Annotated in this window: 14 protein-coding genes; 2 read left to right on the top strand and 12 right to left on the bottom strand. The window is 39.3% G+C overall.

Going from position 1 to position 23,418, the window contains the following annotated elements; translation table 11 throughout:
• Positions 1-13: 13 nt before the first annotated feature.
• From O6P32_RS11300 to O6P32_RS11290, 3 genes are all read right to left on the bottom strand, one after another.
• Positions 14-1,612 carry a RagB/SusD family nutrient uptake outer membrane protein gene (locus O6P32_RS11300; RefSeq protein WP_269878599.1) on the bottom strand — a complete coding sequence of 533 codons (1,599 nt, stop codon included), beginning with the start codon at positions 1,610-1,612 and terminating at the stop codon, positions 14-16.
• Positions 1,613-1,634: 22 nt separating this feature from the next.
• On the bottom strand, positions 1,635-4,931 hold the full coding sequence (locus O6P32_RS11295) for a TonB-dependent receptor (protein WP_269878598.1): 3,297 nt from the start codon (positions 4,929-4,931) through the stop codon (positions 1,635-1,637).
• A gap of 254 nt (positions 4,932-5,185) precedes the next feature.
• Entirely contained in the window at positions 5,186-6,163 is a 978-nt protein-coding gene (locus O6P32_RS11290) for a FecR family protein (RefSeq protein WP_269878596.1), read from the bottom strand.
• 166 nt (positions 6,164-6,329) lie between these two features.
• On the opposite strand from O6P32_RS11290, the gene O6P32_RS11285 reads away from it, so the two are divergent.
• Positions 6,330-7,634 carry a sulfatase-like hydrolase/transferase gene (locus tag O6P32_RS11285; RefSeq protein ID WP_269878595.1) on the top strand — a complete coding sequence of 435 codons (1,305 nt, stop codon included), beginning with the start codon at positions 6,330-6,332 and terminating at the stop codon, positions 7,632-7,634.
• A 14-nt stretch (positions 7,635-7,648) separates the two neighbouring features.
• Positions 7,649-9,100 (top strand): sulfatase family protein, encoded by a 1,452-nt coding sequence (locus O6P32_RS11280; RefSeq protein WP_269878593.1) that lies wholly within the window; start codon positions 7,649-7,651, stop codon positions 9,098-9,100.
• Positions 9,101-9,286: 186 nt separating this feature from the next.
• On the opposite strand, the gene O6P32_RS11275 is transcribed toward O6P32_RS11280, so the two are convergent.
• The 9 genes from O6P32_RS11275 to O6P32_RS11235 all read right to left on the bottom strand — a co-directional run bounded on the left by O6P32_RS11275 (position 9,287) and on the right by O6P32_RS11235 (position 23,412).
• On the bottom strand, positions 9,287-10,162 hold the full coding sequence (locus O6P32_RS11275; RefSeq protein ID WP_269878591.1) for a sialate O-acetylesterase: 876 nt from the start codon (positions 10,160-10,162) through the stop codon (positions 9,287-9,289).
• Positions 10,163-10,327: 165 nt separating this feature from the next.
• Entirely contained in the window at positions 10,328-10,867 is a 540-nt protein-coding gene (locus O6P32_RS11270) for an RNA polymerase sigma-70 factor (RefSeq protein ID WP_178266329.1), read from the bottom strand.
• Between the two features lie 152 nt (positions 10,868-11,019).
• Positions 11,020-13,212, bottom strand: a complete 2,193-nt coding sequence (locus O6P32_RS11265; protein ID WP_269878589.1) for a DUF4838 domain-containing protein — start codon at positions 13,210-13,212, stop codon at positions 11,020-11,022.
• 365 nt (positions 13,213-13,577) lie between these two features.
• Positions 13,578-15,770 carry a DUF4838 domain-containing protein gene (locus tag O6P32_RS11260; RefSeq protein WP_269878588.1) on the bottom strand — a complete coding sequence of 731 codons (2,193 nt, stop codon included), beginning with the start codon at positions 15,768-15,770 and terminating at the stop codon, positions 13,578-13,580.
• Positions 15,771-15,937: 167 nt separating this feature from the next.
• Positions 15,938-18,259, bottom strand: a complete 2,322-nt coding sequence (locus O6P32_RS11255) for a glycoside hydrolase family 20 protein (protein ID WP_269878587.1) — start codon at positions 18,257-18,259, stop codon at positions 15,938-15,940.
• 199 nt (positions 18,260-18,458) lie between these two features.
• Entirely contained in the window at positions 18,459-19,406 is a 948-nt protein-coding gene (locus tag O6P32_RS11250; protein WP_269878586.1) for a DUF4999 domain-containing protein, read from the bottom strand.
• Positions 19,407-19,468: 62 nt separating this feature from the next.
• Positions 19,469-20,698, bottom strand: a complete 1,230-nt coding sequence (locus tag O6P32_RS11245) for a DUF1735 and LamG domain-containing protein (RefSeq protein WP_269878623.1) — start codon at positions 20,696-20,698, stop codon at positions 19,469-19,471.
• A 4-nt stretch (positions 20,699-20,702) separates the two neighbouring features.
• Positions 20,703-21,845, bottom strand: a complete 1,143-nt coding sequence (locus O6P32_RS11240; RefSeq protein WP_269878585.1) for a glycoside hydrolase family 18 — start codon at positions 21,843-21,845, stop codon at positions 20,703-20,705.
• A gap of 19 nt (positions 21,846-21,864) precedes the next feature.
• Positions 21,865-23,412, bottom strand: a complete 1,548-nt coding sequence (locus O6P32_RS11235) for a SusD/RagB family nutrient-binding outer membrane lipoprotein (RefSeq protein WP_269878584.1) — start codon at positions 23,410-23,412, stop codon at positions 21,865-21,867.
• Positions 23,413-23,418: the final 6 nt, after the last annotated feature.

Genomic DNA, 23,418 nt, shown 5'->3' with positions numbered 1-23,418 from the left:
TCTATTCTATTTATCAATTAACCGATTTATTTTCCACATCCCACCAAAGGCGAGTACCTCCATTATCCGGACCACCCAGCAATTCTACTGCTTTCTGAATTCCATCCGGATTCAAAGTATATTCCGACTTAGCAAAAGGCATACGACGAATCTGAATATCCGTATCAATAGTACCGGCACTGTTGTTTATTTTCACAGGGAACAACTGTGGATAGCCTGTACGACGATACTCGGTCCATGCTTCCTGTCCATTGGGGAACATGGCAATCCATTTCTGTGTAATGATACGTTCCAGATTCTTGTCTTTTGAATCACCCTCATTCCATGCAATGGTAATATGACTTACCGCATTGATGTTGTTCGAACTGGTCAATGGGTCTACATAGTTAGCAGCAGTCTTTTCCGAATCTGTCATATAAGTATCCGGACTTCCGGCACCCCATTCGGCAAACGACAGCGTAATTCCCTGTTTATAAGCTTCCTCGGCATCCATTCCCATGTTCCATCCACGTAAAGCACCTTCCGCTTTCAGGAAAGCCACTTCTGCCGCATTCATCCAGACAATCGGTGTATTGCTTTGAATGTTCGGACAAGAATATCCCAAGCGTGAATCCTTATTCGAGTCCAAATTAATACCTGTACGCAAAGCAAAATATCCTTCCTGCTCTTTTACCTTACCCGGAGAAAACATTTTACTAAGACGCGGGTCGTCGTATCCGTCCAATACAGAGAGGAAAGAAGCCCCCATACGGATATCCTGATAACTTGCCCACATGGTCCATAGCTGGTTGATAACCTCATTGGCACCTACACTTTTCACCCCGGCATTGTCATCGTTCGAAGTAATCAATCCTCCTTGTGCAGTTACCGCTTTTTCTGCTTCCTGCTGTGCCACATCCGGTTTTACATAAGCCAGACGCATGGCCAGACGAAGGTGCAGGGAATTGGCAAATTTTATCCATTTGGCATAATCTCCTCCATATACCAGGTCGTATTCTGCCATAGGTTTGGAACCCGGATTATTGGCTACAAACTTGGAAAGGACTTCTACCGCCTTGTCCAATTCTTCAAAAAACTTCATATAGACCGCTTCCTGACTGTCGTAAGGAGTAGTCATTGCTCCACTACCCACTGCCAGATAAGGAATAGGTCCCCACATATCTGTAAAGCGATGCATGGAAGCAATCTTCAAAATCTGTGCCCATTGATAGATATGAGAATTTTCATCCCCCTCTGTATTTTTCTTGATTTCCATATAGGCACCAATTGCCTGGGTATATACCTTTTCATAAGGAGAGTTTAACCAGTTATCCTGGAAAAAATAAGTCGCATTGTTCTTGTTGCTATTAAAGTTAGTCGGTATAGCCAAATAGCCCGAATAGATATCACCTATCAAATTCTCAGATAACTGAAACTGATTGTTATGAGTAGAAATTACATTTCTCTGCAACTGAGGGAAGAATGCTCCAATCTTTACATTGTCCCCATCCAGCATATCATCGGTAGCTTCGTAAGGCGGTACATTATCAAACCATCCGGTACAAGCTGTCATCGACAATGCACCGACAAACAAAAGACCTTGGCTAAAAAGTTTTATTTTTGAGTTTTTCATATCAGCATTTTCAATTTATCAGTTAAAAATTCATACGTACACTGAAACCTACATTGCGCATACTCGGCTGCATAAAATAATCCAATCCCTGGTAATAGGTTCCTGTAAAAGCAATTGCCTCTGGGTCGAACGGTGCCTTGTTGTAAATCATCCACAAGTTACGTCCTACAAAAGAAACAGTCATATCTACTTTTTCGTTAAACCATTTCTTAGGCAGATTATATCCTACGGTCAATTCCTGCAAACGTACGTTGGTTGCACTGTATACATAGTTGGACAACATACCGGTATCACCGTTACCAATGTATTCATAAAAATACTGGGCATCCATTTTTCCAAAGTTTACAGGTACACCTCCATTGTCGCGGGCAATAGCAGAGGCTTCCGATACTCCATAACGGTCCAGAATAGCCTGAGTAGCCGACATCACTTCTCCACCGATACGTGCTGAAATCAGGAATCCCAGACTGACTCCCTTCCAGGAGAAACTGTTGCGGAATCCAAGATTGAAATCCGGATTGGCATTACCTACTTTCTGAAGTTCTTCTACTGTCTGCAGCTGATTGCTGTCCGGATCTACATAGATGAATCCGTTGCCGTCTTCACGCAAACGGCTGGTTACATAAAGATCTCCCATAGAGCCACCTTCTTCCAAAATCATTCGATAAGTACCGAATTTAGCCACTTCCAGACTTGGAATACTAATCAATTCCCCGGTAGTAGGATCTGGATAATTGCGAACCAATTCGTTGATACGGTTGCGGTTCATACTGAATGTCAGTTGTGAACTCCAGTTTACACCACCAAAATTATCTTCGTATGATAACATTGATTCAATACCCCAGTTCTCGATATCTCCAGCCTGAATAAAGAAAGTAGAATATCCGGAAGACGGGGAAGCTTTTGCTTCAAAAGTCTGGTTGTAGGTATTCGATTTGTAATAAGTAAAATCGAAGCCCAGTTTTCCATTAAAGAACTTCATATTGGTACCTATTTCAAACGACTTGGTACGTTCTGCTTCCAGTTCTGGAATAGGCATGTGAGTATTGGTCTGGAATTCTCCGTTAGAATTATAACCGTAAGTAGGAATTGTCAAATAACGGGAAGGAGCATTACCTACCGAACTGTAAGATCCTCTCACTTTCCAGAAAGTCAGCCATTCCGGCAATTTTACCATTTCAGTAATCACTCCCGAGAGACCTACAGAAGGATAGAAGAACGAAGTATTCGGAGTATTCTGCAAAGCCGAAGCCCAGTCGTTACGAGCAGTGGCACTCAGGTAAACCATACTTCTCCATCCCAATTCAGCACTGGCAAATACAGACTGAGTCTGTTCTTTCCAACCATCCTGTTTAATACGGGAATTATTTGCATCCAAATCCACATTGTGCAAGGTAAAAAAGTTAGGAATCATACTAAGTTGTCCTTCCGCCCCGTTTCTTTCAAAACGGATATCCTGAATGCTGGCTCCGATATTGGCAGTCAAATCAAACTCATTGAAACGTTTATTGATATTCATCAATACATCCGCATAAGTCTGTCTGTCAATATCCGTATAATCTCCATAATATCCTTTATCTTGTGATAATTTCGCATCTGTTCCGGCATACAATTTTTTAGTATGGCGGGTAATGGCATTATCAATACGCACACGACCACTGATATCCAACCAGTCAAATACCTTATATTTCAATCCGGCATTGGCCATGTAGCGGTCACGATCGTTGTTGAACATATTCCGTTCGGTAATCCAATAGGGATTCTGCATGGTCATACCCATTTCTCCATACGGCCAGTACTGTGTCATCAACTGACGACCTTCGTCATAGCGCTCGAACATACGGTAAGGAGTAAAATCCTCGCCGCGCGGGAAAAGATAAACCGGTACCAGCGGATTGAAATACTGTCCTTGAGACATCATATTCTGGTCTTTCTGCAACACATAGCTGAAACCCAAATCCATGGTCATACGATCATCGAAGAAATTGGTAGAATTTCGTACCGTAAAGTTATGACGCTGATATTTGTTGTTCGGAATAATACCTTCTGAAGCTGTAGTAGAAGCCGAAGCAAAAGTCTGATTCTTTTCTGTACCTAACGAGATAGACAATGAAGTAGTGGTATTGTAACCGGTACGGAAAAAATCAGCAGGATCATAATCGGACGGAGTATCCAATTTATCCCCCCAACTGGTAAATTCTCCCGGTTTATTTCCATACGTATTCTGGAAACGGGGCAATACGAAGGGTTTAGAAAAATCGGTATTGTGCGCCAAAGTAATTTTGGGTTTGCCTGCTGCTCCTTTCTTCGTAGTAATCAAGATGGCACCATTGGCCGCATTGCTACCGTAAAGAGCAGCAGCCGAAGGACCGGTCAGCACTGACATGCTCTCGATATCTTCTGGGTTGATATCTGCAATACCTTCTCCCTTAGGAGCAGTAGTATAAAAACCTTGAGTCGTTTCTACATCTCCACCATTGGTATTGTTCAAAGGCACACCATCGATGACATACAGTACGTTGTTGCTCTTACTGATGGATTTTGCACCACGCATTACCACCTTGGTAGAACCACCGATACCCCCGCTACTGTTAATTTGTAAACCGGCTACCTTACCTGTCAGTGAGTTGACAAAGTTCGCATCCTTTACAGCAGTTACCTCATCCGATTTCAACTCGGTCAGGTTATACCCCAAGGCTTTCGATTTACGTTTGATACCCAAGGCAGTGACTACGACTTCTTCCAGCACTTCGGTATCAGCCTTCATAGTAAGATTATACACATTGCTTGCCTGTACTTTCACATTCTGGGCTGCATAGCCTACATACGATACTTCCAATACATCGCCTTCTGCTACTTCCAAAGAGAAATTACCGTCGAAATCGGTAATAGTACCTACCCCCGGTTTTCCCTTAATCATGACATTGACACCAATCATCGGCATCTGACTTTCATCGACAATCTGACCGCTTACCTGCTTGATTTTCCCCTTCTGTTGTTTTTCTGCAGGTTGCAAGATGACATAGTTCCCCTCCAGACGATAAGAAAATCCGGTACCTTTTAATATTTGATTTAAAGCATCATCTAATGTCACATCAGATAAATTCAGCGAAATCACCTTATTGGCTCCTAATTGAGATTCATTGTAGGCAATAGAAGTTTTAGACTGTTTTTCTACTTCTTTTAAAGCTTCCTTTAATGTGAGTTTTTCTTTTTTGATAGATATTTTATGAGCATCCTGGGCCCAAAGAACTGTTTGAGAAAGCATCAAACAGCTAAATAATGTTACTGCTTTTGCTCTAATTCGATATTTATTCATATCTTGCTAAAGTTTTTAGTGTTTAACTTCATAATATTACTATTCATATTCACGCATTAAGGTAAAATGCTAAAGACTTTCCATTTCATATCCGGAAATAAGGCGGCCTCCTTTTTCCGGATACTTTTTTTCATACGCACAACTTTATATCATTCATATTTTAGTTTGTAAGTTTTTGAGTTCTTTAGTTTTTAAGTTTCTTTCTATCTGATAATCAAACTAAAAAACTTAAAAACTCAAAAACTTAAAGCAACTCACTCTATATAGCAATCATGTCCTTCTATCCGGTAACTGAAATCTCCTACTACAGACTGTATAATTTTCATCACTTCATCGAAAGAAGCCTTATCTGAAAAACGGAAGTTATATTTATCGTCATTAAAATGATTTGAAGTACCATAGAAACGAACATTAAACTTACGTTGCAATACAGCTGCTATCTCTTTTACCGTCACACTACGGAAAACCAACTCTCCACGCTGCCAAGCTGTAGCATCTGCTACATCTACTTTTGCCAAAGAGCTCTCTCCTGTTATCTTATTGTAAGAAACCTGTTCTCCCGGCAATAATATATAATCTTTTCCTTCGTTTCCGCAAACTACCTTTACCTTTCCTTCAAGCAAAGTAGCTTCCATATCCCGGTCATCGGCATAAGCTCTTACATTAAATTCTGTTCCTAATGCCGTAACCGACATTGTACTGGAACGTACAATGAACGGTTGTCCGGCATTCTTCTTTACCTTAAAATTAGCCTCACCTATTAAGAACACTGTACGTGTGCTTCCTACAAACTTCTCAGGATAAAGCAACAAACTGCCTGCATTGATATGTACCATGGTTTCATCCGGCAATTTGATAAGTTGCATTTCTCCCGGAGCTACATACTTCTCTATCGTTGCTACATCGGCATACTGTTTTTTGGTCCATACATGAGCAGTATATACAGAAACCATCAACACCGCCACAGCTGCTGCATAGCGTAATGGTCTCAACCAGTAATTCTTTTTCTGCATTGGTACCCGGACACCGGCTTTTCCATATACCCGTTGCAATTTATCCTCTAAATTCAATTCTGTACTGCCTTTTACGTTTGTCCAATACTCATATAAGGCAGAATTCTTTTCTTCGGCATGCTGTTCGTCGGTCAGCCATCCGTAGAACTTACTTTTCATTTCTTCATCTTGAGAAGAAGAAGTAAAAAGATTTATAATGTCTTTAAAATAATTTCTCATTCTTTATCGCGATTATATTCTAAAAACAATCCATATAAACAGACTACGCAACCAACTTTGAAAAAATTTTTCTACAATGGTATTATTCTTTCCTAAATGAGTAGTAACAAACTTTCGGTTGTTTTATCTATAAAAAACGATTGTTTATTTATAATATTCTAACACCATGAAAAAGACCGTGTATTTAAGTTTTTTATTACCTATCCTTTCAAGTTCCAATATTCATGCACAGACAGAGCACTGTCCTAATATCGTATTGATTATGGCAGACGATTTCGGATATGAATGTATCGGAGCTAATGGAGGAGAGTATCAGACACCCAACATCAACAGACTTGCAGAAGAAGGAATAAGGTTTGAGAATTGTCACTCCAACCCGCTTAGTACGCCAAGCAGAGTACAACTGATGACAGGAAAATATAATGTTCGTAACTACATCTCCTTCGGAGAATTAGACCGCAAAGAAACTACATTTGCCAACTTATTGAAAAAGGCAGGATATACAACCTGTATCGCAGGAAAATGGCAGTTGGGAAAAGAAAAAGATTCTCCACATCATTTTGGTTTTGATCAAGCTTGCTTGTGGCAACATACCCAAAAGGCAGTAGACGCACAAGGAAATGATACACGCTATACATATCCGGTAATGGATATCAATGGAGAAAGTATCGAGTTTTCAGGAAAAGATTTCGGACCCGATATCGCGTGTAACTATATCATCGATTTTATCCGGCAAAATAAAGAAAAACCTTTTTTTGTTTATTATCCGATGATGCTGACACACTGTCCCTTTGTAGCCACTCCGGACTCTGAAAACGAATCTCGACAACGTTCTGCTACATACAAAGGAAATGCCGTCCATTTTCCGGATATGGTAAAATATACAGATAAACTGGTAGGACGCATTGTAGACGAAATAAACCGACTAAACCTGAGAGAAAACACGCTTATTATATTTACCGGAGACAATGGTACAGACAAACCCATTGTAACAATGCTGAACGGAAAACCTTACCCCGGTGGAAAAGGAAAGACATTGGACTCCGGAACCCATGTCCCATTAATTGTATCTGCACCGGAAGGATTAAAAAATACAGTCAATACCCAGTTGATTGATTTTACAGATTTCCTGCCAACTCTTTGCGAAGCTGCTCACATCCCTCTTTCCACAGACAAAGAACTGGATGGAAAAAGCTTTTATCCTCAACTAAAAGGAGACACAACCCATGCCAGAGAATGGATTTACTGCTGGTATGCCCCCAGAAAAGTATACGACACTCAAGCTGCCGTATTTGCAAGAAACAAGCAATACAAACTTTATCGCACAGGAGAGTTTTATGATATAAAGGCAGACTTCGATGAAAAACATCCTATCCCTCAGTCACAAATGTCGGAAGAGCAAAAGAAAGTGGCCAAAGCACTGAAAGCTGTGATTGACAATTATGAACCACTCGCAAAACTTAAAAAATAAATTATACTTTAATTATGGAAAAGACTTTGAAACTATGTAGCCTGCTGCCTCTATTTGCTGCTTCCTGGGGCTACGCACAGACAAACAATTCTCCCAATATTGTTTTAATTATGGCAGACGACCTGGGATGGGGAGATGTAGGATTCAATGGAAATACTAATATCCAAACTCCGTGTATGGACAGACTTGCATCCGAAGGAGTTGTTTTCGAACATTTTTATGCCGGTGCTCCTTTGTCTTCACCCACACGTGCCAGTGTACTGACCGGAAGAAACGCATACCGTATGGGAGTATTTGCCCCTAATGTAGGTATTCTCCGACCGGAAGAAATGACATTGCCGGAAATATTGAAAGAAAAAGGATATACAACCGGACACTTTGGGAAATGGCATCTGGGAACACTGACCTGTAAGGAAATAGATGCTAATAGGGGAAGACCGGAAAACAAGCACTTACTCAATCCGCCTGCAGAGCATGGATATGACGATGCCTTTGTGACAGAATCGAAAGTGCCGACCTTCGACCCTATGCGAGCTCCCTTGTCAAGCGACGGACGTTTTTGGGATTATCTGCCCGAATACGAAAAAACCAAAGCATACGGTACTTATTATTGGGATATTGAAGGGAATAAAGTAACAGAAGGACTCCGGGGAGACGACAGCCGGATTATTATAGACCGTACATTACCGTTTATCGACAAAGCCATCGGAGCACAGAAACCTTTTCTGGCTACCATTTGGTTTCATACTCCTCACCTACCTTGTGTAGCTGGTCCGGAATATGCCGCACGCTACCAGAATCTGCCTTTAAAGGAAAGAAACTATTACGGTTGTATCACAGCCATGGACGACCAGATAGAACGATTGGTACACTATCTGAAAATAAAAGGAGTATACGAAAATACCATTATCTTCTTTTGTAGCGACAATGGTCCGGAACTGAATACTCCCGGTACAGCAGGGAACTTTAAGGGTAAGAAACGTTCGCTTTATGAAGGAGGCATACGGGTTCCGGCTTTCATGATAGACGGAAGAACACAAAAAACCGGAAAGATAACGCAACCTTGCAGTACATCCGACTATCTTCCAAGTATACTGGAACTGGCTAATATCTCCACCTCGGTACCTTACCAGCTGGATGGAGAATCGTTTGTACCATTCTTGAATAATTCTGATATTCAACGCCAAAAACCATTGGTGTTCTGTTCCGGTACACAAGGAGCTGTAGTAGACGGCGGATATAAACTTTATTACAACCAGGGTACCACCGAACTGTATAACTTGAAATCAGATCCTTTCGAAAGAACAGATGTCAGTCGCACTTATCCGGAAATCAGGAAAAAACTTTCGGATTACCTCTGGAAACAGATGAAATCTTTCCAACAATCGTTCGAAGGAAATGAATATGGAACCCGCTCTGTAGAAAGAATGAATCAGCAATGGGAAGATATCAGTAAAAAGAAATAGAACAAGCCTACGGATATTCAGTATAAAAGAAAGGAAAAACAACAGAAACATAAGGTGTCTCCTTGCAGTGAGACACCCGTCTCTTTATAATGGTACGACCGTCCCACTCCAATGAGACGGTCGTACCATTATAGTGGGACGATGAACAAATCACATCATTTCTTTGTAGAATGAAATATAAATCATTTATTTCCAACACTTCGAATTATCGTAAATAGCTTTTGCAAAACGTTCTCCAAGAGTAAGAAGTCCAAATGTTCCTAAATGCACATCATCCTGCGGTACGGGAGTCTGATAATCGGTGCGTTTCATCTGCAAGTCATCTCCCTCTACAAGGATTGCATTTTTTACAGAAAGAGGAGAGCAGGCTCCTTCAGAAACCTCTATCTGTGCCTGTCTTACCAATTCTCTTCCCGGAAAGCGAATGGCCGGCATAGGAATAACTTCTCCATATATAAATAACATATCGGGAGCTTCCAATTCTTTACGTATCTGTAAAATGAAGTTCCGAAGATTATTTCCATACATTCTGGAATTATCTAATCCTGCAAGTTCTCTTGCATCTGCTTCACCTTGTTGCCATACCATGGCTCTGATAACGGGATGATAACCTTGTTCTCTTAATTCACCCAAAGCTTTCTGTACGGTATTTATAAACTTTTCATATTCCAATCCTTTTTTTTCTCCATTTCTATTTCCCGGATTCCACTGACTGTACAGATTAGAACCGGATAATGCATGTTTAATCAATGCAATCTCCCTATTGGGAAAATATTTTTTCAATGCAGTACCCATACTGAGTTCTACTCCAAATTTTTCTTTTGTATCAGAAGCCGAACATAAAGCAGTCCATTGTCCGCCTCCTTCTCCTTGATTCAGAAATTTTGAATAATAGAAATGTACCCTTTCGTCTGTATGAAAGGAAGAAGGAATATTTTTTACTATACCTTGTCCTGTGGCATTAGATTGTCCTCCTATCAGAAATACGTCTACGATGTTTTGGGCAAACATCACCCATGGCAAAGCTACAACTGCCAATAATGTCAAAAATCTTTTTTTCATAGTTTTCTATGTATGATATAAAAATAATTATGCTTTATATAAAAACAATTCATACAGAGATATTACTCAATTTTCAAACCGTTTAAAAACAAATGATAGCAAAAAGAATCGTTTATAAAAATTCTTTTTGCTATCATTTGTTTTTTAATTCAGACTTTTACTTTATCATAACGAACAAAGTAACATAAACATTGATATTACTTTTTTCAATTCCTTCAGAGCCAGATACACATGGCGCTCCACGGTACGGACAGATAAATCGAGTTCTTCTGCTATTTCTGCATGTGTTTTTTTCTGGAAACGGCTCATCACAAATATCTTTCTACGCTGTTCGGGCATGTTTTTAATAGTCAGCTCGACCAGAAGTTTCAGTTCTTTTGCATAAAGACTATTATGTATTTCGCTCTCTTCATAATAATCGGACAGGTTGATCTCTTTCTCTGCCTGAAATTTCTGTTCAATGGCTTTATGCTTTAAAAAATTGAATATATGATTGCGAGTTAAAGTATAAATAAAACTGTTCCGGGTTTCCGGATTTTCCCAAGCCTGAAAATCATTCAAAAGTTTCACAAAAATATCCTCGGCGATGTCCTCCGCATCGTCTTCCGACTGTAAAATCTTTGCAGCAAAGGCTTTTACTTTAGGATACATTGTACGAAAAAGTGCTTCAAACTTTTCTTTTTCTTCTTTTGACAGTTCGTTCATTGTGCTTAAGGTTCAACACAGTATTCAATTATAAATAAAATGAATGGGAACAAATTTACAGAAAACATTACAAAAAACAAAAAAACATTGCCACTTGCTCTTCCTTTATAAGAGTAAGCGGCAATGTCTACCTTATTGTATTTTATAGGGAGTTATCTTACGGTTATTTCATCAATAAAGAACCAGGAAGGATTGCCTACTCCATAATGCCAGGTAGGACAGACTTTGGTACCTGTTACTTCAACTTTCAGATAACGCGCTTTCAAAGGTGTCTGAGATTCGGCTTTCACGCCTCTGTACATCACCATACCGGCACGCTCTTCGGGCATTTCAATGGTTTTCCAATGATGATAAGTCTTTCCGTCTTCCGAATAGCTGTATACCACCTTCAGAGGGAAAAGAATCCATTGACCGATCTGATGCAGGAAGTCGGTATCGATGCTTCTTACCTCCTTGGTCTCACCCAAGTCTACCACAAAAGCAGCATCCTTGCCTTCCCAGCCTACCCAGCTTTCCATAAAGGAAGCACCGCCAAACAGACCGTCGGTCAAGGCTGTTTTACCGATTTCTACATACTTGCTTTCCGGATTTACCAGATAAGTGACAGTGGCACCCAAAGCCAAATTCTTTTCAGTGCTTGGCATATAGCGTTCACGGTAAAGTTTGCAGTAATCCAATGCACGGTTATTACGTTCATTAATAGCCGGATTATTAAAATGCTTAGCTTGTTCCTCAAAATAATTCAGTTTCTGAGCCACTTCATCAAAATCTTTTTCCTGCTGTGCACGAAGAAGTTCCAGTTCTGAATAAAGCAAGGGAAGACGGGTACGGCGAACACGGTCCAAAGCTACAGGATCATCGGCTACTGCTGCTTCGGCCTTATCGAAAAGAACTTTATAACGTTTCATCAGAACAGGATTCAGCATACCTTCTTTATGAGATACCGGAGAGTCGTAAATCCACAGACGATGACCACTTCCCCACAAAGCACCCTGAATTAACTGGATATACTGATACAGATAATCGGAAGCTGCCCCATAATAAGACTTCAGGAAATGCTTAATCACACGGTCTACATCTACATCCGGATTCCACATCAGTTTGGAAGCAAGGTAAGAACGAAGTTCTGCAAAATCACCTCCATAACTGCTGGCTACTTGTGAGAAATGCATTTTTACATGATGGTCGCGGAATGTACGGATGTTATCCTGCATAATATAGAGATTAGGGAAAGGAGACAAATAACAGTCGAAGTTGATTCCGTAATCCCAAAGGAAAATATTGTCTGTAATATCCGACCACCCCTTCAATGCCTTCATGAAATACTGTCCGCTGGCATTTTCTGTCAGAGAGACTTCACGGTCGCAGTCGATGTCGCAAAGCATCACAACCACATTTGGCTCAGGCTTGACATTCTTGGGAGGATTCATCGTATAAAGATAAGCCAATGTAGAAATTTCCTTATCTGGGAAACGCTTGGCAAGCTTATTCATAAAATAAATCAAACTTCCCGAAGGAGAACCCGCTGCATCGTCAAGCTTCTTACATTCCGGACAGGTACAGTTCGTATTGTTACCGTCGTTCTGGCTTACACTGATGATTTTCTGATCAGGATTGGCCTTGAAGATAGAATCGATTCGCTGAGACACGATTTCGAATACTTCAGGATTGGTAAGACACCATTGTGCTCCCGGATGACGCTTCCCATCGAAATAGGCATAATACTCAGGATGTTTCTTGCCGTATTCCTCTACCGGAAGAAGGCGGTTGAAGGTATGTACCCAATAATTGGCTGCAAAGACTTCACCAGGTTCTTCCAGACGATACCACCATTTATATAAAGAATCGGTAGCTAACGCATAATTCTGTGTCTGGCGATAACGGAAAGCTGGATTATCGGTCTTCTCGATGGAAGGAAGGGAAATAGTTGTACGCTTTTCCAGATTGTATTCCCCATTGCCCCAGTAATCTACACCCAGATAATCTTCCAGAAGAGATACCACACCATAGACAGGTCCGTTGTCTTTTCCTGTAATCACCAGTTTACCACCGATAGTAGAAAGCTGATACCCGTCTTCCTGCAAAGAAGAAGAAGTGGAACTGCCTATCAGAATATCACCTTGTCCGGCTTTGCCCTTCTCTTTGATATCCAGTTTGCAACCGCTGATTTTCTGAACGAAGTCCTGTAAGATAGTGGCTGCCGTACGGTTCACTTCAGTACGTTCGGCCAATACGATTTTTGATTTGCTTTTCCCCTCTTTTACCAAATCTACCTGAGCGGAAGCAGAGGCTCCCATAGAAATGGCCCCCGAAAGCAATAAAAGTTTAAAGATGTCTGTTTTCATAAGTATTTAGTTATTAAGTTTTTAAGTTTGTGAGTTTATAAGTTTGTAGATTTACTGCATCAGCAAACTGAAAAACACATTTTAGTTCTTAAGTTTTTTAGTTTATAAGTTTATGGGGTACTACATTAGCAAACTCACAAACTAAAAAACTCACAAACTTATTTCATCAATATATCCTCGGTCGGTAAAATTACAGAGATTTATTATATGGCAAATGATTTTTATAAAGATTTTATATCGAATTTGCATTAAATAAGAAAGAATCAAAACAAATTTACAGAAAGGCCATATAAAATAAAAGACATTGTTACTTACTCTTTTTTAGCTCAAGCAAATAACAATGTCTTTTGTATTTATAGAGAAAATTATCTTACGGTTATTTCATCAATAAAGAACCAGGAAGGATTACCTACTCCATAATGCCAGGTAGGACAGACTTTGGTACCTGTTACTTCAACTTTCAGATAACGTGCTTTCAAAGGTGTCTGAGATTCGGCTTTCACACCTCTGTACATTACCATACCGGCACGTTCTTCGGGCATTTCAATAGTCTCCCAAGGATGATAGGTCTTTCCGTCTTCCGAATAGCTGTAAACCACCTTCAGAGGGAATAGAATCCATTGACCGATCTGATGCAGGAAGTCGGTATCGATGCTTCTTACTTCCTTGGTTTCGCCCAAATCTACCACAAAAGCTGCATCCTTGCCTTCCCAGCCTACCCAGCTTTCCATAAAGGAAGCACCACCAAACAGACCGTCTGTCAAGGCTGTTTTGCCAAGTTCTACATACTTGTTTTCCGGATTTACCAGATAAGTAACAGTAGCACCCAAAGCCAAATTCTTTTCAGTACTTGGCATATAGCGTTCACGGTAAAGTTTGCAATAATCCAATGCATGGTTATTACGTTCATTGATAACCGGATCGTTAAAGTATTTGGCTTCCGATTCAAAATAATTCAGCTTCTGAGCCACTTCATCAAAATCTTTTTCCTGCTGTGCACGAAGAAGTTCCAGTTCTGAATAAAGCAAGGGAAGACGGGTACGGCGAACACGGTCCAAAGCTACAGGATCATCGGCTACCGCTGCTTCAGCCTTATCGAAAAGAACTTTATAACGTTTCATCAGAACAGGATTCAGCATACCTTCTTTATGAGATACCGGAGAGTCGTAAATCCACAGACGATGACCACTTCCCCACAAAGCACCCTGAATTAACTGGATATACTGATACAGATAATCGGAAGCCGCTCCATAATAAGATTTCAGGAAATGTCTGATAAGTTGGTCTACCTCTCTATCCGGATTCCACATCAGTTTGGAAGCAATGTAGGAACGAAGTTCTGCAAAATCAGTTCCGTAACTGCTGTTAATCTGTGAAAAATGCATTTTTACATGATGGTCGCGGAAAAGACGCATATTATCCTGCATAATATAGAAATTAGGGAAAGGAGACATCTGACAATCGAAGTTGATTCCGTAATCCCAAAGGAAAATATTGTCTGTAATATCTGACCATCCCTTCAAAGCCTTCATAAAATACTGACCGCTGGCATTTTCTGTCAGAGAGACTTCACGGTCGCAGTCGATGTCGCAAAGCATCACAACCACATTTGGCTCAGGCTTGACATTCTTGGGAGGATTCATCGTATAAAGATAAGCCAATGTAGAAATTTCCTTATCTGGGAAACGTTTGGCAAGCTTGTTCATAAAATAAATCAAACTTCCCGAAGGAGAACCCGCTGCATCGTCAAGCTTCTTACATTCCGGACAGGTACAGTTGGTATTGTTACCGTCGTTCTGGCTTACACTGATGATTTTCTGTTCCGGATTGGCCTTAAAGATAGAATCAATACGCTGGGATACGATTTCGAATACCTCCGGATTGGTAAGACACCATTGTGCTCCCGGATGACGCTTCCCATCGAAATAGGCATAATACTCAGGATGTTTCTCTCCGTATTCTTCTACAGGGAGAAGACGGTTGAAGGTATGTACCCAATAATTGGCTGCAAAGACTTCATCAGGCTGCTCCAGACGATACCACCATTTGTATAAAGAATCGGTAGCCATTACATAATTCTGTGTCTGACGGTAACGGAAAGCAGGATTGTCAGTTTTCTCGATGGAAGGAAGGGAAATAGTTGTACGCTTTTCCAGATTGTATTCCCCATTGCCCCAGTAATCCACACCCAGATAATCTTCCAGAAGAGATACCACACCATATACAGGTCCGTTGTCTTTTCCTGTAATCACCAGTTTACCACCGGTAGTAGAAAGCTGATAACCGTCTTCCTGCAAAAAAGAGGAAGTGGAACTGCCTATCAGAATATCGCCTTGTCCGGCTTTGCCCTTCTCTTTAATATCCAGTTTGCAACCGCTGATTTTCTGCACGAAGTCCTGCAAGATAGTAGCTGCCGTACGGTTCACTTCAGTACGTTCGGCTAATACAATTTTTGATTTGCTTTTCCCTTCCTTTACCAAATCTACCTGAGCAGAAGCAGAGGCTCCCATAGATATAGCCCCCGAAAGCAATAAAAGTTTAAAGATGTCTGTTTTCATGAGTATTTGGTTATTAAGTTTTTAAGTTTGTGAATTTTTTAGCTTATAGGTGTATGTATCAGCAAACTTAAATATTCATTTTAGTTTTTAAGTTTGTGAGCTTATAAGTTTGTAGATTTACTGCATCGGCAAACTTACAAACTGAAAAACTCACAAACTCACAAAACTTATTCAAGACCTATTTCATCGACAAAAATAAATGCCGGACGACCTTTTCCACCGTGCCATGCCGGAATACTATATTCAGGTTGTGCAATAAACTTAACATAACGCACATTTACAGGATCGAATGTCAATTCATGGGTAAAAATACCATTCTTGTCTTCTTTCTTGGCAGCAGGATAAGCTTCAGACTTTATTTCCTTATAAGTCTTACCGTCTGTAGAAACTGCTACTGCAAACTTACGTAAATCCAATATTTCTTCACCCATTTCCACATAGGCACGTATCCATGCTTTGCTGATTGAAGTCTCTTTCTGCAGATCGACTACTGCTTCCATATCATTTTTATAGAATGCAATCCAACGGCCTGTACGATAGTTTCTTGTACCTTCAAGACCATCAATCAGCGTATTTTCACCTCCAAATTTATATTTTTCATTAATAGGCTGCAGCATGGTAACAGGCTTCATACTGGCCTTATTAAGTGTAATATTTTCTTTCAATACAGAACTAACACCGGCAGGACGAACCACAACTGCCTTCAATACACAACTTTGACTGATTTTTAATGTATCTGTATACTGTGCAGATGAAGCAGTCGGTTCTGTTCCATCGAGTGTATAATAAACTGGTGCAGCATCAATAGTAGACAATACCACATTCAATACATTATTCTTTGTATCAGGTAAATATTCTGCCTTTACATTGAAAACATGTTTTGCATAATTGTATGCTTCCTTATCATAGATAGGAATCAGTCTAACTAAACGCTGCAGGAATGCATCGTAATTTTTCTTTTCGGGTATTGTCCACTGTACTTCAGCAAGTGCTGCCATACGAGGAAGTTCCATATATTCTACCTGACGGAAAGTAGGAATATATTCTGTCCATAAATTAGCCTGCACTCCGATAATATGTTTAGCTTCTTCCGGTGTCAGACTTTCGTGAACCGGCTCAAAACTGTACACCTTTTCTACCGGAACGTATCCACCGATAGCAAGCGGTTCGTTTGTCGTATCAATTGTCTGATAATAATCGAAATACATAAAAGCAGTAGGAGTCATAATCGCATCATGATTCTGTTTGGCAGCTTCTATACCTCCTTCTATTCCACGCCATGACATCACTGTAGCATTGGGAGCCAGTCCTCCTTCCAGAGTTTCGTCCCATCCAATCATCTGACGGCCTTTACCGTTCAGGAATTTTTCGGCATGATGAATAATGAAGCTTTGCAGTTTCTCTTCTGCTGTATGTTTATTATCGGCTTTCAGTCCTAATTGCTTGATACGTGCCTGACATTTTGGACAAGATTTCCAACGTACTTTCGGACATTCATCTCCTCCTACATGAATGTATTCAGAAGGGAATATTTCTACTACTTCTTCCAACACGTCATCAATAAAATCTAATGTTTTATCATTTCCGGCACAAAGCACATCATCGGAAATTCCCCATCTTGTCCAAACTTTATATGGACCTCCTGTACAGCCTAATTCCGGATAAACGGTTATAGCTGCCAACATATGTCCCGGAAGATCAATTTCAGGAATAACAGTAATATGACGTTCCTGTGCATATTTTACAATGTCTTTTGCTTCTTCCTGTGTATAGAAACCTCCATATGGTTTACTGTCGCATTCTCCGGAATTACGTCCTTGAATGGTACCTTCACGTACTGAACCTATTTCTGTCAGTTTAGGGTGCTTCTTTATTTCGATACGCCATCCCTGATCGTCTGTAAGATGCCAATGGAAACGGTTAATGTTATGCAACGCCAGCATATCGATAAAGCGTTTGATAGAATCGGTAGAAAAGAAGTGTCGTGAAACATCAAGATGTGCTCCACGATAAGCAAAACGTGGATAATCGTTTACTACAGTAGAAGGGAAATTTACATCACCTTCTGCTACAGGCATGGCTTTGCGCAATGTCTGAATACCATAAAACACACCTGCTTCTGTTGCTCCGGTAATGGTAATCTGCTGTTTGGAAACCTCCAAACGATATGCTTCTTCATTCGCATCATCTAATCCAAGAGCCAAGACAATAGCATCTGATGAAGGAGTTTCTTCTGTAAGCTGGATAGTCTTACCTGTCTGTTCTTTTATATACTCAGCCAGAAATTCTGCATTACGCTTCATTACTTCATTTCCTTTCGGATAAGCAATGACTGTATGATTATTCAACACAAAGTCACCCTCAGAAGTTGCTTGTACTTCTTGTGGTAAAGGAATGACATCAAAATTAGCCTGATTTTTTACTCCTGACGAACAGGAAAAGAGTCCTCCACAAAGAAGGAACAGTCCTAAAATGTACTGCTTTTTCATTTGAAAAATGATTGATTAGTTAACAAATTATTTTTTAACCCCATTGCTTTTAAGGAAACAAATGTACTACTTTTTTCGGAATATCAGTATGTATTCAAACAAATGCTTACTGCACTTTAGTTGTAATTTCAATAAAAAAAGAGCAACCTACATTATTATAGGCTGCTCTCTTTATTTATATTATATCACAAAAATACAATCAGTTATTAGACATATAAACATGAAGTTTTGTTATTTCTACACGACTAGGTACAGTTACCATCTGATATTTTAAGTAACGAGCTTCTATTACATTTTTAAATGCTATAGTCTGATAAGATCCTGAAGTTTGTACCTCTCCCCAAGATTTCCAAGTACTACCGTTATCAGATGTAAGAATTTCTACTTTAGAAGGTGCAAATCCTGGTCCCCAGTGAGAAGTTTTTATACCTGTCAATTTTTTCACTTCTTTAAAATCAACACTTACCCAAAATGGAACTCCGTTAGTAGCAACATCATTTCCACCTGTACCAGCCACACTATTGGCTCCAGCATTTTCAACTCCATCCATAAAAGAAAAGTCCCAATCTGTAGCATTAGTGTATAAAGTACTATTTTCCGGTACTTGATTAAAGAATAAGAATTCTTCCATCTTTGCCTGTTCTTTCACTATTTTAACCGCAACAGATTGATTAAATTCAGAATTGGCAACTTCTACAGCTCCAGTTACAATATCTTTTACTTTAATATTTAAAGTATATTCTGCAGCCTCTTCTACACTTTCTATATCAGACCAATCAGTAATACTAATTGTAACAGGTTCTGATTTTAAATCTCCTGCTTTAATAATGGCAGCATCGCTTGATTTAACAATCTTATCTGCTGCTATGCCATCGCAAGTTGCATCAATATTTACCGAAACATCCTGACTTGCTGGCTTCTGCAAAGTAGCCATCACTTGAAATTCTACACTTCCTTCAATACCTTTATCTATGATATGCTTCAATGTAAAAGATGGAATTGGACGTAAATAATCTGCTGGCAATAATGAAACATAGCTCATATTCCATTCATTCAGCTGATTTTCATCATCATCATTACATGATGAGAAAGGAATGGTTCCACCTATAAAGGCAGCCATTAATATATAATGAAAAAACTTTTTCATAAAATAATTCTTTTTTCATTCACCTCTCTACTAAAGAGAGAGGTGAAATATTATTAAAACATTTATCTCCAAGAAGTTGCTGTATCAGTAGACAATATTCCATCTACCCAAGTTACATTTTGTTTAGTTTCCAAGGTATAACCATGTTCGGTTACATCTTTAAATACTGTATAAGTACCATCACTTCTTGTCTCTGTAGTACCTTTATCCATACGCCAGTATGCCTCCAATCCAGTAGACTTCGGACTTACCTGTGTCATGCTGTTCTGAATCTGAGCCGCATTACGAGCTACTGACCAAATACGTATCTGGCTTACTAAGATCTTACAGCCATTCCACCAACCCGACTGATTTCCATCTCCATCAGTAAACCAACCAATACCTTTGAATTTCAAACAAGGCTTTCCACCTTCCAATTTACCACTATCAATACCATTTACATAAATACGATAAGTAGTACCATCGAAAGTAACAGCAATGTGCTGCCATTTATTTGTTTCAAAATGATTAGTAGGATTTACATATGAACCATTCAACTGAATCTGAACCAATGAATGAGCTTTATGTTCGGAATTATCAGATTGAGGGTCTTCAAAACGCAATAACAAACTTCCTCCATTAGCTTCTCCATCACTTGTCGTAAATACGGCACGGTTACGGTTATTAGTATCACTAATCTGGAAACGTGCTTCTACAGTATATTGAGCATAACTCTTCGGATCTGAAGCATATTCCGGTGAAGACAATTTAGCACCTCCAAAGAACTGAGGAGCAGAGAACTGAATAATATTTTCAGCTAAAATAATATAAGCTCCGGTATTAGGCATTACTGGATAATTACCATCCTTTGAAACCAATCTGACAGGCAATGCATAAGCTTCACCAGAGTTTACCATTTCTTCGCTAAATGCCTCTAATGTAATTGTTGTTTCTTCTGCATTATATTCTCCAGATTTAATAAGAATATCATCAGGTAACTTATATTGACCTTCAGGTATTGTGATATAACTTGTACCATTCATTTTATTGTATTCTTCCAATACAGAAGGATCTACTACAAGTTTATAATGACTGTCTACAGAAGCAGCATTACTCATATGAATATTAATGGTAGTAGTAGTTTCACCTGTAGCCTGAACCGTTACTTTAGAACTTGTTCCTCCAAGTGCTTCATCAATATAAGCATGAGTATCAAGAACTGAATATTCTGCATCATCACATGCTGCAAATATTCCCACACCAGCTACAACAGCCGAGAATAGTAATGTTTTTATATAATTAAGTTTCATAATCTAATCAATATTTAATTAATGAATGTGAAGAAGGGTTCATAATCTGAATGGCATTACGCAGATTTTTATATTCAGGACTAGTTCCATATTCTGCTTCCATATGGTAAGTACCTACACCTCCTTTACGGAAACCATTTTTAGGTTGCCAACGTGCCATACCTTCTAATGACATCATCTTATTTCCCCAACGGTCTGTATAATTATATCCTCCATTCATAGCAGCATCTACTGCTTCAAAGTTTTCAGTCATTACAGTCATATTGGTTACTCTTTCTTCACCAAGTTCTTCACCAAAAGTTTGAACCAATCCATTTCCTGCAATTCCACCAGTAATTAAGCGAGCATCCAAATTTGAATCACTTCCACCTCCAGTACCATTATTATACGATTGTATAACGAAATAATCAAAATAATGTCCAATTTCAGGTCTTGTCTTAATACTTTGAGGCTCTCCATCAATTAGTAACAATTTACCTGTACCTGATTTAGGTCCTAAATGTTTACCTAATTCATCTACAAATATGAACATATTGTCGTCGTCATTTACAATATTACCTCTATTTCCATAGTTAGGTTCATAGTCGATATCAAATCCATCGTATCCATACTTACTGATTGTATCTACTATGGCAGAAGCATATTTACGAATAGAAGCTTCTACTGCTTCTCTATCACTTTCATCCTTTGGCCATCCCCAAAAAGCATTTACGGCTTCTTGCTCAGAAGCATATCCTTCTTCTTCCCAAGTATCATATACACTTTGAGGAGTGATTTGAGTACCTACAGAAGTAATGATAAAACACATTGTAAAACGAGTACCTTTTACTTCCTGGCAAAAACGTAAATCTTTAATTTTTGCTTCAGTAAGATTAGACCAGTTTCCCCAAATAGAAACAATATCTACACTGTCTGGAATACCAGCCAATGAACTCTTCATAAAAGCTCCTTCTCCAGTCCAGTTACCAAACCATCCAAAGGCAATTTGATGATCAGTCTGTTTATATGCACGCAATGCTGCATAATATTCGTCAGAAGTCATTTCTTCTGGAAATGATTCTGCTTCCATTTCTGTCCAATCACTACAACTTACAAAAAAAGAAGTCAATAATGACAAACATAAGGTATATAATAAAGATATCTTTTTCATAAATTTTCATTTAACGTTATTAGTTCTTGTTAGCCCACTTCAAATCAGTAGCTGGTGTATCAGCTCCACCTAAATCAGTAGCACCTTGATCGCAGTTTGCTTTATTATTTTGCTTTTCTGTATATGGGAAAGCCAAACGACGCATACCACGAGCAGTACTTACTACGTTATTAGAAAGATTATCAATACAAGGATACATTTCAGGATATCCGGTACGACGATATTCTGCCCATGATTCCATACCCAATGGATAATTAGCAATCCATTTCTGAGTAATAATACGCTGGAAGTTCTTTCCTGTAAGTGTATTATCTGCATCATCCCATTTTACAGATACTGTGTTTGAAATAGATGCAGGAGCTTTTTGTACATTATCACTAGCATGAGAAACCATTGGTGCTGCATCAATTTTCATATATTCGTCTCCAGATACATTATATTGACTCATTGAAAGATTAATGCCTTCTTCGTAATATGCCTTTGCTTCTTTATCACCTACATTCCAACCACGAAGTTTACCTTCAGCACGCAAGAAAGCAGTTTCTGCAGCACAGAATACCAACATAGGGTCATTAGCTGTTACATTAGGAGATGAAAAACCTCCAGCATTTGCCTTGATTACATCCTGATCTCCTGTACGCATTCCTACATACTGGTCTGTCATTCCTGAAATTGTAGATTTATTGAAATACTTTTCTCTACGAGGATCTTCATAAGCATTCATGTAATCTACAATATTTGCATTTACACGCAAATCACCCCAGCTTACTGCAGCAATCTGATAAGGGTTATTCTGTGTACCACAACTCATAATTGCATTATCAGCATTTGTTTCAATCAATCCTGCTCTGTGTGAAACAGCAGCTTCTGCAGCAGCCTTAGCCACATCAGGCAAGAAATTACTAATACGCATAGCTACACGCAGACGCATAGAGTTGGCCAATTTAGCCCATTTTGCATAGTTACCACTGAATACAGGGTCGTTTGCACCTAACGGAGCATAGCCATTAGTTTCTGTATTAAAATCATAAAGAACATCAGCTGCATTAGCCAAGTCATCCAAGATATTTTTATATACTTGTTCTTGAGTATCATAACTTACATAGAAGTTTCCTTTCTTTACCTGACTATAAGGCATCGGACCATAACAGTCTGCTACACGCAACATGGTTATAGCGCGGATCATACGAGCAAATGCATAGTAGTGACCTACAGAATTGGTTGCTTCCTGAATCTGGAAAAAGTTACCATATATTTTTTCAAAATTAGTATTCCAAGGATTGGCATTCCATGCATCACTCATATTGAATGTACCAAAGTTAGTACCACTCCAAGTATTAGAAGGACACAAATATCCTCCGAATTGTCCAACCATCTGGTCTTGCATCTGAGAGTCATTCTGCTGAATGTTTACAATGGTTTCAATCATTGACTTCATCAAAGTTGCAGGATCAGCTTCGTGGATCTGATACTGATTCGTATTATATTCTTCAAATTTATCAGTACAGCTTCCTACCATCAGTAATAAAGCAGCACCAGCTGTAATATTTCTTATATATTGTTTCATGACATT

The organism is Phocaeicola acetigenes, assembly GCF_027529745.1.
Classification (GTDB): domain Bacteria; phylum Bacteroidota; class Bacteroidia; order Bacteroidales; family Bacteroidaceae; genus Phocaeicola; species Phocaeicola acetigenes.
Note: the sequence above shows the minus strand (reverse complement) of the source record. Positions and strands in the feature narration are given on the sequence as shown.

What these genes read in the sequence shown, in the direction of transcription:
- O6P32_RS11300 (WP_269878599.1), bottom strand. Translation starts at nt 1,612, where the DNA reads ATGAAAAACTCAAAAATAAAACTTTTTAGCCAAGGTCTTTTGTTTGTC.
- O6P32_RS11295 (WP_269878598.1), bottom strand. Translation starts at nt 4,931, where the DNA reads ATGAATAAATATCGAATTAGAGCAAAAGCAGTAACATTATTTAGCTGT.
- O6P32_RS11290 (WP_269878596.1), bottom strand. Translation starts at nt 6,163, where the DNA reads ATGAGAAATTATTTTAAAGACATTATAAATCTTTTTACTTCTTCTTCT.
- O6P32_RS11285 (WP_269878595.1), top strand. Translation starts at nt 6,330, where the DNA reads ATGAAAAAGACCGTGTATTTAAGTTTTTTATTACCTATCCTTTCAAGT.
- O6P32_RS11280 (WP_269878593.1), top strand. Translation starts at nt 7,649, where the DNA reads ATGGAAAAGACTTTGAAACTATGTAGCCTGCTGCCTCTATTTGCTGCT.
- O6P32_RS11275 (WP_269878591.1), bottom strand. Translation starts at nt 10,162, where the DNA reads ATGAAAAAAAGATTTTTGACATTATTGGCAGTTGTAGCTTTGCCATGG.
- O6P32_RS11270 (WP_178266329.1), bottom strand. Translation starts at nt 10,867, where the DNA reads ATGAACGAACTGTCAAAAGAAGAAAAAGAAAAGTTTGAAGCACTTTTT.
- O6P32_RS11265 (WP_269878589.1), bottom strand. Translation starts at nt 13,212, where the DNA reads ATGAAAACAGACATCTTTAAACTTTTATTGCTTTCGGGGGCCATTTCT.
- O6P32_RS11260 (WP_269878588.1), bottom strand. Translation starts at nt 15,770, where the DNA reads ATGAAAACAGACATCTTTAAACTTTTATTGCTTTCGGGGGCTATATCT.
- O6P32_RS11255 (WP_269878587.1), bottom strand. Translation starts at nt 18,259, where the DNA reads ATGAAAAAGCAGTACATTTTAGGACTGTTCCTTCTTTGTGGAGGACTC.
- O6P32_RS11250 (WP_269878586.1), bottom strand. Translation starts at nt 19,406, where the DNA reads ATGAAAAAGTTTTTTCATTATATATTAATGGCTGCCTTTATAGGTGGA.
- O6P32_RS11240 (WP_269878585.1), bottom strand. Translation starts at nt 21,845, where the DNA reads ATGAAAAAGATATCTTTATTATATACCTTATGTTTGTCATTATTGACT.
- O6P32_RS11235 (WP_269878584.1), bottom strand. Translation starts at nt 23,412, where the DNA reads ATGAAACAATATATAAGAAATATTACAGCTGGTGCTGCTTTATTACTG.